The organism is Holdemania sp. (assembly GCF_986127675.1).
On sequence record NZ_CFQZWI010000034.1, the window covers coordinates 15,803 to 27,237 of the forward strand.

Consider the following 11,435-nt stretch of genomic DNA (forward strand, 5'->3'; position numbering starts at 1 on the left):
AAGCTGACTGTATTATTGTTGTCCGAACTTTCAATTCATGAGCTGCAGAGCGGAGAAAAAAGTCAATTAAAAAGAAAAAAGACCAATCCTTTAACGGTCCTTACTCAGTTTTGAGGCGGGTCTTAGAATTTTTGCGCAAAGAAGCAGGGAGGATCAAACTATAAGCTTGATCCTCCCTGCCCTTAATTTTTTACGCAAGTTTGAGTAAGTTCCCCTTCAAAAGCCAGCCTCTGTTTTGAAACGGAATTTGTCTTTCACTCTTTCTTTTCAGAAAGAGAACAGATTCTTTTTTCTAAAGTCTTATTTTAAATCGTAGCGGGCTACTTCATAATTCAGCTTCCGCAAGCCTTCGATCAGATCAGGGAGAATCTGCATATTGGTATCCGAGACTGCGTGCAGAAGATAAATGGCGCCGGGATGTGCGTTATCCAGATTTTTCTTCAGCGCAGTTGCCGGATCCGGCTGATCGGCGACATTGTAATCGTAGTAAGCATACGACCACAGCACAGTCTGATAGCCTAATACGTTGCATAAGGCCAGCGACTGTTCATTGAATTCTCCCTTCGGCGGCCGAACCAGCGTCATCTTGTATTGGAATTGATCCAACAACAGCGCGTCCAGCTGCATGATCTCATCGTAAACTTTCTCAATGCTGATCGTCGGGAAGGAGTGATGATGATAGCTGTGATTGCCGATCACATGACCTTCATCAATCATTCGCTGAATTAAATCCGGATTTTCCAATACATATTGGGATGTGACGAAGAAGACGGCGCTGACGTTTTTCTCTTTCAGCGTATCCAGAATCTTCGGTGTATTTCCGTTTTCGTAGCCATTGTCAAAGGTCAGATAGACCTTCTGATCCGGCCGCCCGACAAAGACGGCGTCATAAGCTTTATACTTTTGATTCGCGAGCACCGCGTCTGCGGGCTGGCCGTTTTCATCTTTGTCTTTGCCCAAGCCCCACGCATGCATCCGGGCGTCCAGCGTACTGAATTGCGAAAAGTCGATATCAGTTTCCGGAATATTGATTTCCGGAACATCATCGGTTATGGACCCGACCCTGGCCGTTGGATCCTCGTTTCCGGGCTGACTCTGGCATCCGCTTAAGAAAAGCAGACTGATTAAAATGACATAGGGTATTCTTTTCATCCGTTCACCTTCATTTCCTGTACCGTTAGTATGGCAACTGTTCAACAAATTCAGAGCTGTCTATTTTTGGTAGAATTTTGTCGCCTTCCGGTCGTGAAACGGTTGAATTGGAGGGGATCTTGAGTATAATAAAAATGAATTCCCACAATCCGGATTGTCACCTCGCAAGGAGATCGTAACGGACTTCTATCCGATGGATGGCATTTTGGCAGGGATTCTCGAATTTCAGTACGTTGCATCCCGGGAAGGGAGTGACAGGAGGAAAACAGAAAATATGAAATCGAAACAGAAGACGAAGAACATGGTGCTGCTGGCGTTGTTCGGCTGCATCGAAATTGTGCTGATGCTGACGCCGTTAGGCTACATTCCGATCGGTCCGGTGCGGGCGACGACGCTGCATATTCCGGTCATTCTGGCAGGAGTTCTGATGGGGCCGAAAGCCGGGAGCGCAATCGGCTTGATCTTCGGGATCAGCAGTGTGATTGTCAACACCCTGACGCCGACGGTGACCTCGTTTGTCTTTTCACCGTTTTACTCGGTTGGCGAATTTCACGGCGGATTGGCGAGTTTGATCATTGCGATCGGACCGCGGGTTTTGTTGGGCTGGCTGGCCGGTGTGTTGTTTACCTTGCTGATGAAAACGACGAAGAAGATCAATGTCAGTCTGATTCTGGCAGCGCTGATCAGTACGTTGACGCATACGGCTCTGGTCATGCTGGGGATTTATGTTTTCTTCGGCTCGGCGTATGCCGCGGTAAAAGGGGTTGCGCTGTCAGGGTTGGCGGCGTTGTTGCTGGGCGTGGTCATGACGAACGGACTTTTGGAAATGGCGATCGGCGCTGTGATTGTCCTCGCGGTCGGCCGGGCTCTGCTGCCGCTAACAAAAGGGAAGATGAAAAAGCCAGCTGGGGAATGATCGTAATCATTAAAGACATAGATCCGTTGAGGCATCAGCCTAAGAGTTTGATGAAAAAGAAAAAACCGTTTCTGACGGCAGGGAGGAACTGATGAAGAAAACTGTGATTTTAGGCGTCACCGGCGGCATTGCCGCGTACAAAGCGGCACAGCTGACAAGTGATTTAAAAAAGAGGGATTTGGACGTTCACGTGATCATGACCCGCAATGCGACGGAGTTTGTCAGCCCGCTGACTTTTGAAACGCTGAGCGGTCATCGAGTCAGTGTGGATACATTTGATCGGAATTTCGAATATCATGTTCAGCACGTCTCCCTGGCGAAACAGGCGGATGTGTTTGTGATCGCTCCAGCGACGGCGAATGTGATCGCCAAACTGGCTCAGGGACTGGCGGACGATATGCTGACGACGACTTTTCTGGCCTGCAGCTGCACGAAAATCATCTGCCCGGCGATGAATACCGGAATGCTGGAAAATCCGGCGACGCAGGAAAATCTGCGGTTGTTGAAGGCGCGGGGAATGCGGATTGTAGAGGCGGACAGCGGTTTACTGGCGTGCGGCGACGTCGGCAAAGGGAGGCTGGCGCCATTGGATGTGATCGAGGATGAGATTGAACAGGCTTTGATCACGGAGAAGCCGCTGGCAGGATTGAAGGTGCTGGTCAGTGCCGGGCCGACCCAGGAGGCTTTGGATCCGGTCCGGTATCTGACGAATCATTCCAGTGGAAAAATGGGATATGCGATTGCCAAAGCTGCGCGGAACTGGGGCGCGGAGGTTACGTTAGTCCATGGTCCGACCGCTTTGCCTGCTTTGCGCGGGGTAGAGGACCAGCCGGTGACTTCCGCACAGGCGATGGCCGAAGCTGTGTTCAGCCGGGCTTCCGAATCAGATCTGATTATCAAAGCGGCGGCGGTGGCGGATTATACGCCGGTGGAAACGGCTTCGGAAAAAATAAAAAAGACAGATGGGGAATTCCAGCTGACATTAAAGCGAACGCAGGATATCCTGAAAGCCGTAGGCGAGAGAAAGCGGAGTGATCAGGTATTGTGCGGCTTCGCGATGGAAACCGAGCAGCTGTTAGCGCGGGCGCGTACAAAGTTGGCATCCAAGCATGCTGATCTGATCGTCGCGAACGACCTGCGGGAAAGTGGAGCTGGCTTTGGAATCGATACAAACCGGGTCACGGTGATCACCGCCCAGGGTGAAGAAACGCTGCCGCTTATGCGCAAGGAAGATCTGGCCTATGAGCTGCTGAAGCGTTGTCTGGTAATCTTGAAAGAGAAAAGGGAGAAATAGCCTATGTTGATGACTTTGGATGTTGGGAATACCAATATCACAGTCGGCGTGTTTGATCATGACGACTTAAAAGCGACATTTCGGATGACGACGAAAACGCCGCGGACTTCGGATGAATTGGGAATGGTATTGTGGACGATGTTGTCAACCCGGTTAATTGACAGTTCCCTGATTCACGACGTCGTAATTTCCAGCGTTGTTCCCAAAATCATGCATTCTTTGGAAAGTGCGGTGATTAAATATTTTCATTGTACACCGCTCATCATTGGCCCGGGTGTCAAAACAGGAATTTCCGTGAATTCAGAAAATCCGAAAGAAGTGGGGGCCGACCGGATTGTGAACGTCGCGGCTGCTTATCACTTGTATCATCAGGCGTGTCTGGTCATTGATTTCGGTACGGCCACGACCTATGACTATATTTCCGGCAAAGGGGTGTTTGAATATACTGTGATTTCACCTGGAATTGAGATTGCAGCCCAGGCTTTGTGGTCGATGACGGCGAAATTACCGGAAATTGAGATTATCAAGCCGGAGCGTGTTTTAGCAAAAAATACTGTTTCAGGAATGCAGTCGGGGTTGGTCTATGGTTATATTGGACAGGTAGAATATCTTGTGCGTCGGATTAAAGAGGAACTAAACCAGCCGCAGCTGAAAGTGATTGCCACGGGAGGGTTGGGCCGTATTTTGGTGAAGGAAACGAACTGCATTGATGAATATGATCCGGATTTGGCGTTTAAGGGAATGAAGATTATTTATGATAAAAATCAGAAGGGGAATCGGGAATGAAGCGTGAATTAATTCTTGCGAGTCAGTCGCCGCGCCGGCGAGAGCTTTTGGAACGTTGCCATATTCCGTTTCGCGTCGAGGTTGCGGATATTGATGAAGCATTGAATTCGGATATTCCGCTGGAAGCGGCGATGGAGGAGTTGGCGTGGCGAAAAGCGTACACTGTGTTTGAACGATATCCGGAAGCGGTAGTGATCGGTGCGGATACGATCGTGGTGCTGGAGCGGCAGATTTTAGGGAAACCTGAAGATGCGGAAGAGGCGAAAGCGATGCTTACACGGTTATCGGGGAAAACGCACCAGGTTATGACCGGCGTATGTTTGCTTTCCGCTGATCAGAGGATTTGTTTCTGCGATGTGAGTGATGTGGAATTTTATCCATTAACGGCAGAGGAGATTGAAGCTTATGTAGCGACGGGCGAGCCGTTGGATAAAGCGGGGGCGTATGGAATTCAGGGAGAGGGATTTTTTCTGGTGAAGAGAATTATTGGTGATTTTTACTCAATTATGGGATTCCCGGTTGCGCGTGTCCTGCGAGCTTTGAAAAAATTTGATTTCTGAAAAAAGACTGTTGCATTTTTTATAAGTAACTGATATTATATTAAATGCCTGCCGATATAGTTCAATGGTAAAACGGAGCAATGGTAATGCTCAGTTCCCAGTTCAATTCTGGGTATCGGCACCAGTTAACGATAAAGCCCTTAGTTAAGGGCTTTTTTGATTCCTTAGTTTTCCATTCGTACCAAAATCGTACCACTTTTTGAATTTTTATGATTTTGGTCGATGTTTTGAGTTTTTATGAATAATGGGGTTGAATATAGACAATCGTGTTGGTTTCATGGTTGTCGGAGTTTTGATTTTTCAAGTTCTGCTAGCTGAACTCTTTTGTTTAAGTTATTGATTTACTTTTTTGTAAAGCAGATTAGCGGAGCAATTTAATAATAACCGATACAATGTTTGACATGAGTTTTCCAATAAAACATTTCTGTGTTGGAGCAAATCTTACTTATTCTTAAGCGAGACTTTTTTGTTCAATCTAATTAATTCACATGATTTGAAAAAGTTTTAATTCATACGCTGCTTGTGCTCAGAAACTGATATTTATAATTTCAATCCACGCACCGCGTGAGCGATGCGAACTCTACAGACCAATCTTCACCATCGTAGTTAACGGATTTCAATCCACGCACCGCGTGAGCGATGCGAACCTCAACGGGCGTCATGAGTGTTTCCGCAGCTATGATTTCAATCCACGCACCGCGTGAGCGATGCGAACTCAAAGTTTATGAGATCGTCATTATCAACAAAAGATTTCAATCCACGCACCGCGTGAGCGATGCGAACTTGCAGATAATCCCACGCCGCTCCGGCGGCCCTATTTCAATCCACGCACCGCGTGAGCGATGCGAACAGAATTGCTTTATAACTGTATTGGCAATGAGTTATTTCAATCCACGCACCGCGTGAGCGATGCGAACCGCAAATAAGAAACTCAATGACTTTTACTTGTTTCCTATTTCAATTCTATGATAAACAATCTTGGATACACTTGCAATATTTCCTTCAATTTTCACATCTTTCCGGTGCGAACCTCCCTGGATTTTCATGTTCACTTCTGGTTCGCACCAGAATATCCTCAATTTTTATTGAAAATATTCATTACTAATTTTAGGAAAAGGCCAGGTTTGTCTCCAATAAGACATTCCTGACCTTTATCAGTTTTTAATAATAAGCATCATTCAATAAGCTAAACCAGAAAGTTCCCAATCCTTCAGCGGATAAAGATAATTTTCCTTCTCGATTGATAAGACATTCCTGACGTATAAAAGAATCAATTTCACTTTGTATACACTCTGTATATCCTTCAGCGGCAGCTTGCTGGTCCAATAATAACTGCCCGCGAAGTTTTCGCATAGCCATTTCTTCCGAAGATAAAGCCTGAGGATTTTCAATTAACTGCTGACAATTATCAGCTTCCTTTATATAAGTTTCCAAGTTTCGTGTGTTCCTGTACTGATAACCATCAAAGCAGGAATAAGCATCTAAACCAAAGCCGACAACCTCGCCTTGCAACCATAATTGACTTAAGAACTGATCTTGGCACTCCTTTTTACAATAAAGTCCTGGCGCATAAGCAATCCATTCCTGCTCTTTTAAATACGCATCTGTGGAAAGTAACATTCGACGCTGTAATTTTTGATCAGCTTGTCCTCTTGGTCCTAAATACGGCCGCAGCATCAGATGATCCGGCTCCATTTCCAAACAAGAACGCAATGTGCGCTTTAAAGAAACAAACGTCTGTCCAGGAATTCCCAAATCTAATACCATAGAAACATTATTAACCCGGAATTTATCCAAAAATAAGACCGCATTTTGAACATCCGACAGGATAAACGGAACTTTCAATGTCAGCAATTCTCGTGGTTGCAGCGAATGAACTCTTAGTTGGAAACGAGTAGGCTGTCCATGATTCAATTCACTTAATAAAGGGACACATACGGTATTGGGCAACGTTTCAATGCTCACCTCGCAGAAATTTGCTAACCGATATTCCTGTCGAATTTGATGCAATAACATTCCTAATTTATCCGCGTTCATGATCGTTGGACATCCAGCAAACTTTACTGCAGTAAAAGTAACATCTTGAAAATCAGCCGCAGCACTGTGGATCTCACGGCTCAACGCTTCCACATAATCCAGCTTAGTTTGTGAATCCCCAAGAATCTGAAAAGGATGCGCTAAGTTTTCTTCCTGCAGACAGAATGGAAAATTGATCGCCATGACCATCGTTTTGTTTGTATTCATCTATCAAAAATCCTCTCCTATTTTCTTTTCGTTCATTATATCACGAATTGCCACTGAAAAAAGAAGATCACGATTTTCAATCAGTCGCTAAAAATGTTCAAATAGTCTTTGTACGAGAATCTGCTTTTCTGAATCCGGATTGTTTGGTCTCTGAAATTACGGGATGATACGAATAACGTAAAGATTTCACAAGGAAACACAAGGAGGGGAAGGATGATGATCAGAGTGTCGCTGATAGAAGATTCTCTGCCGGAAATCCAACGCATGGAGGAAATTCTGAATCGGATCCAGCATGATGAAAAGTTAAACTTGCAAATTACTGTATTTCAGGACGGTGAAAGTTTTTCCTCCATACCTCCGCATTCTTTTGATCTTGCGTTATTGGATATCCAAATGGATAAAATGGATGAAACGCAGGCAGCCGCTAAAATCAGAAAACAGGATGAGGATCTGATCATTATTTTTATTTCGAATCTTGCCCAATATCCGTTATGCAACACAAAGTAGCTTACAGCGGGGCAAAGGTTTCCTATCTGATCCATTGCGGTGGTTAGAATACATGGTCATACAATTCGCAATTCTATAGCTATCAGGGAAATAATATTGAATTTGTCCACAAATACATTGTTAAATATATGCAGGAACATGGAGCCGAGTGGTTCTTCGAGCATACCGGTGTTGTCTTAATTCAGGCGGATGACAGGACAGTCATGGGGTTAATTGCAAGGAATACCGTCGGCGAATACATTAATTCACAGCGAGCAAAGGTGTTATCTTAGCCGCCGGTGACTTCATTGGCGATCCGAAAATGTGCTGAGCTTTACTGAATGAAGGCATGGAATGGGCAGAGCGTATGGATAAAGGCTGAAGATTGAGCGAGCACGACGATTCGTGTAGGAATCGGTCATAAAATGGGCTGTTGGGCTGGCGGCATGATTGAAGATTCCCCGCGTGGATAGATGGCGCTGCGAGGCGGTGTAAGCGGTCCTTGGGGAACCTGTCCGGTGTTGATGCTGAATGTTGAAGGTACACGTTTCTGCAACGAAGGCGCAATCAGTCAGCTGGGTTCCGTATCTAAACGTCAGCTGGCAGGCTTAGCTTGCTATGTCACGGATGCGAACTGGAGCGAAACTGTAGCGAAGGCGCCGCTGGATCACGGAGCGCCTAACTTTGGCATGGATGATTTTTACGATGTATTGAAAGCCGATATGGATGCGGTTGAGATCGGCAATCCGGAAGGCTCGACAGTCACCGGGGCAAATCTGGCAGAACGGAAAATGATGAAGGGTACGGTTTTTGCTGCCAATACGCTGGAAGAATTGGCAGACTTGTTAGGTTATGAGGGGGAAGCAAAACAGAATTTTCTTGACAGTATTGCGCATTATAATGAGTTATGCCGAGGGAGATACAGATTATGGCAAAGATAAAGAATTCATGATCCCGATTGAAAAAGCGCCGTTCTATGGCGGAGCTGGAAATTTAGGTCATGGCGGCAACCCGTCAATGGTTACGTTGTCGGGACTGGTTACGGATGCCGAACAAAACGTGCTGAATACACAATGGGAAAAGATCGGCAACCTGTATGCGGCGGGTAATTGTTTAGGTGGCCGTTATGGCTTAGGTTACAGCACGCCGATGGCAGGCAACTCAGTCGGTATGGCAATGACCCATGGTTGTCTGGCAGGGCATACCTGCTGAAAAAATAGATATGATTTTCTCCATTCTGACTTTGTTGGGATGGAGTTTTTCTTTTTGTTTTCCTGCGGACTGTTATAATAAAGAAAAGGGAGGGCCTTAAAATGATGGATGAAAAGCGTATACAGACACTTATTCGGGAAGGCCGGCAGTTTTTGCATTGTCAGAGTATTGCAGATCAGGATGATTTTGTATCTGATCAGCAGTTGAAGAAACCGCAGCCGCCACTCGTGAAGGCTGCGATAAGCGAACAGAGAATAATACTGCCGCATAATTTTGAAGATTTGGATATTGATGGGAATTTTACTGAGATTTTATCAAGACGGCATAGTTCTCGTGTTTTTACTCAGCAGCCGATCAGTTTGCTTCAATTATCGTATTTATTATGGGTAAGTCAAGGGGTGAAAGAAATTCGTGGAAAGCGATATGCGACATTGCGAACGGTGCCATCCGGCGGTGCTCGTCATGGATTTGAAACGTATTTGATTGTGCGGATGTGCGAAGGATTGGATTGTGGAGTTTATCATTATTTGCCGATGAAGCATGCGCTTGAATTTTTACATAGAATAGATAATGAAGAGCAGATGATTTCGGATTCACTGTGCGGACAGCGCTGGGCGAGCAAAGCGAGTGTTGTTTTCTATTGGTCGCTGGTAGCCTATCGTTGCGAGTGGCGATATGGGATTCGAGCGCATCGAGTGGCATTGATCGATGTGGGACATGTTGGACAGAATTTATATCTGGGCTGCGCCGCGCTAAATTTAGGGATTTGCGGGATTGCGGCGTTTGATGATAAAGTTTGCAGTGACATTTTTGGATTGGATAAAGATGAGGAATTTATTATTTATACTGCACCTGTAGGAACGATTAGTTCTGCGGATATTGAGAAAGAAAAAGGTTTCTATCGATTTGTGGAAGAAGAAGGTTTTTAAGTGCGAACGTGAAGTGAACATAGAAATCCTGGGAGGTTCGCACCGGGAAAATGTGAAAATTAAAGAAAATATTGCAAGTGTACCCAAGATTGTTTATCATAGAATCGAAATAGGAAACAAATAGAAGTCATTAAGTTTCTTATTTGCCGTCGCATCGCTCACGCGGTGCGTGGATTGAAATGCGGTCTCGTTTATATAGCTGATCAACAATTAAGTCGCATCGCTCACGCGGTGCGTGGATTGAAATACCATTGATATAAAAAAGCTTAAAAGCCTGCTACACGTCGCATCGCTCACGCGGTGCGTGGATTGAAATCGCCATGGCTGGATGTCATAACAGCCATACGGGGTCGCATCGCTCACGCGGTGCGTGGATTGAAATTTTTTATACTAACATTAAAAGCTATTCTATTATGGGTCGCATCGCTCACGCGGTGCGTGGATTGAAATTGTTTGTGGCGGTATTCTTCCAACAAGTGCATCTGTCGCATCGCTCACGCGGTGCGTGGATTGAAATAAAGCCTTCAACTATCACAAAACCGTCCACGACACGTCGCATCGCTCACGCGGTGCGTGGATTGAAATTGTGTCATTGTAGATTGATTCGATGCGTTCTTGGGTCGCATCGCTCACGCGGTGCGTGGATTGAAATATCTTTCTTGAATTTAAGACGGCCATCTCCGCCGGGTCGCATCGCTCACGCGGTGCGTGGATTGAAATTCAGAGGTTCCTTCTTCTGTTTGGGATCCGGTCAGTCGCATCGCTCACGCGGTGCGTGGATTGAAATCGGGTTTATGATTGAGACCGACATCAAAGATTATGAGTCGCATCGCTCACGCGGTGCGTGGATTGAAATCTTTCCATACGTGCGCTCCAGCCAGGAACCTTCGTCGCATCGCTCACGCGGTGCGTGGATTGAAATCGGCGAGGCAAACTTAGCGGCAAGTAATGCTTTGTCGCATCGCTCACGCGGTGCGTGGATTGAAATTGGTTCGTGGGCTAGTTATTCGTTGGAAAAAAAAGGTCGCATCGCTCACGCGGTGCGTGGATTGAAATCCTGTCTCTTCCTGCCATTTCATTATCCTCTCTTTGTCGCATCGCTCACGCGGTGCGTGGATTGAAATGATTCCCTGATTGATCTGTGCTTCGTCGCCGTATGGTCGCATCGCTCACGCGGTGCGTGGATTGAATAGATGGGAGTCTCAATAACGACGATGACGGCCGCCGGTCGCATCGCTCACGCGGTGCGTGGATTGAAATTTGCTTTTAAGCCGCAGTAACCGCGCTTCTGGGGTCGCATCGCTCACGCGGTGCGTGGATTGAAATACGGCCGAGAAGATAAGCCATAGCGGCAAGTTCGTCGCATCGCTCACGCGGTGCGTGGATTGAAATTCTTATTTTTGCGGCAGATGTATCCTCTTTTTTTACGTCGCATCGCTCACGCGGTGCGTGGATTGAAATCCTCAAAACGACCGGATATAGATCACGGACAGGCTGTCGCATCGCTCACGCGGTGCGTGGATTGAAATTTAAACTTTTAAGTTTGAGCTCCATTTTTTTTCGTCGCATCGCTCACGCGGTGCGTGGATTGAAATCTCTTTCTTAAATTTATCCATAACCTTAAGACATGTCCCACTGGCAGTGCGTGAATTTTTGCCAATCGTTTTATAACTAGAATTTTATCTCAAGCAATGTATTGATTGTTATGGTATAACGCCGTTTTTTTGTTGTTAATCTAATTGATAGAAGTTGACTTTAGTTAAATCTTATTTTCTGGTAGGAATAATTAGAAAATGGGATATAATATAATTATTAAAGACTGTTGTATTAGGAAGATCGGAAGAGCACACGTCTGA

10 protein-coding genes, 1 tRNA gene and 2 CRISPR repeat arrays are annotated in these 11,435 nt (G+C 45.9%); of the genes, 9 read left to right on the top strand and 2 right to left on the bottom strand.

The genetic code is table 11. The annotated features are described in order from the left end of the window. Positions 1-300: 300 nt before the first annotated feature. Positions 301-1,152: a delta-lactam-biosynthetic de-N-acetylase gene (locus AC5OW4_RS07130; RefSeq protein ID WP_493676823.1), complete on the bottom strand. Its 852-nt coding sequence runs from the start codon at positions 1,150-1,152 to the stop codon at positions 301-303. A 274-nt stretch (positions 1,153-1,426) separates the two neighbouring features. Between AC5OW4_RS07130 and AC5OW4_RS07135 the strand changes: the two genes are divergently transcribed. From AC5OW4_RS07135 to AC5OW4_RS07155, 5 genes are all read left to right on the top strand, one after another. Continuing rightward, a complete protein-coding gene (locus AC5OW4_RS07135; protein ID WP_072684710.1) occupies positions 1,427-2,068 on the top strand; it encodes an ECF transporter S component in 642 nt (213 codons plus the stop codon). A gap of 91 nt (positions 2,069-2,159) precedes the next feature. Further along, positions 2,160-3,362 carry a bifunctional phosphopantothenoylcysteine decarboxylase/phosphopantothenate--cysteine ligase CoaBC gene (gene coaBC / locus AC5OW4_RS07140; protein WP_072684711.1) on the top strand — a complete coding sequence of 401 codons (1,203 nt, stop codon included), beginning with the start codon at positions 2,160-2,162 and terminating at the stop codon, positions 3,360-3,362. A 3-nt stretch (positions 3,363-3,365) separates the two neighbouring features. Beyond that, a complete protein-coding gene (locus AC5OW4_RS07145) occupies positions 3,366-4,148 on the top strand; it encodes a type III pantothenate kinase (protein ID WP_072684712.1) in 783 nt (260 codons plus the stop codon). Next, the gene (locus AC5OW4_RS07150) at positions 4,145-4,708 is read left to right on the top strand and encodes a Maf family protein (protein ID WP_072684713.1); all 564 of its coding nucleotides are present in this window, start codon (positions 4,145-4,147) and stop codon (positions 4,706-4,708) included. Before AC5OW4_RS07145 ends, AC5OW4_RS07150 begins: the two co-directional genes overlap by 4 nt. Before the next feature lie 50 nt (positions 4,709-4,758). Then, positions 4,759-4,832, top strand: a tRNA-Thr gene (locus AC5OW4_RS07155). A 421-nt stretch (positions 4,833-5,253) separates the two neighbouring features. After that, positions 5,254-5,625: direct repeats of the CRISPR family, unit length 34 nt; unit sequence ATTTCAATCCACGCACCGCGTGAGCGATGCGAAC. Between the two features lie 244 nt (positions 5,626-5,869). Here AC5OW4_RS07155 and AC5OW4_RS07160 read toward each other — a convergent pair. Further along, positions 5,870-6,952: a hypothetical protein gene (locus AC5OW4_RS07160; protein WP_493676824.1), complete on the bottom strand. Its 1,083-nt coding sequence runs from the start codon at positions 6,950-6,952 to the stop codon at positions 5,870-5,872. Positions 6,953-7,165: 213 nt separating this feature from the next. Here AC5OW4_RS07160 and AC5OW4_RS07165 point away from each other — a divergent pair, with 213 nt between their 5' ends. The 4 genes from AC5OW4_RS07165 to AC5OW4_RS07180 all read left to right on the top strand — a co-directional run bounded on the left by AC5OW4_RS07165 (position 7,166) and on the right by AC5OW4_RS07180 (position 9,579). Next, complete coding sequence (locus AC5OW4_RS07165) at positions 7,166-7,459, top strand: response regulator (protein ID WP_072684715.1); 294 nt, start codon at positions 7,166-7,168, stop codon at positions 7,457-7,459. A 452-nt stretch (positions 7,460-7,911) separates the two neighbouring features. Further along, positions 7,912-8,379 carry a hypothetical protein gene (locus AC5OW4_RS07170; protein ID WP_493676825.1) on the top strand — a complete coding sequence of 156 codons (468 nt, stop codon included), beginning with the start codon at positions 7,912-7,914 and terminating at the stop codon, positions 8,377-8,379. Positions 8,380-8,386: 7 nt separating this feature from the next. Then, on the top strand, positions 8,387-8,650 hold the full coding sequence (locus tag AC5OW4_RS07175) for an FAD-binding protein (protein ID WP_072684717.1): 264 nt from the start codon (positions 8,387-8,389) through the stop codon (positions 8,648-8,650). A 101-nt stretch (positions 8,651-8,751) separates the two neighbouring features. Beyond that, positions 8,752-9,579, top strand: a complete 828-nt coding sequence (locus AC5OW4_RS07180; protein WP_229056786.1) for a SagB/ThcOx family dehydrogenase — start codon at positions 8,752-8,754, stop codon at positions 9,577-9,579. A 148-nt stretch (positions 9,580-9,727) separates the two neighbouring features. Further along, positions 9,728-11,174: a CRISPR direct-repeat array (repeat unit 33 nt; unit sequence GTCGCATCGCTCACGCGGTGCGTGGATTGAAAT). Positions 11,175-11,435: the final 261 nt, after the last annotated feature.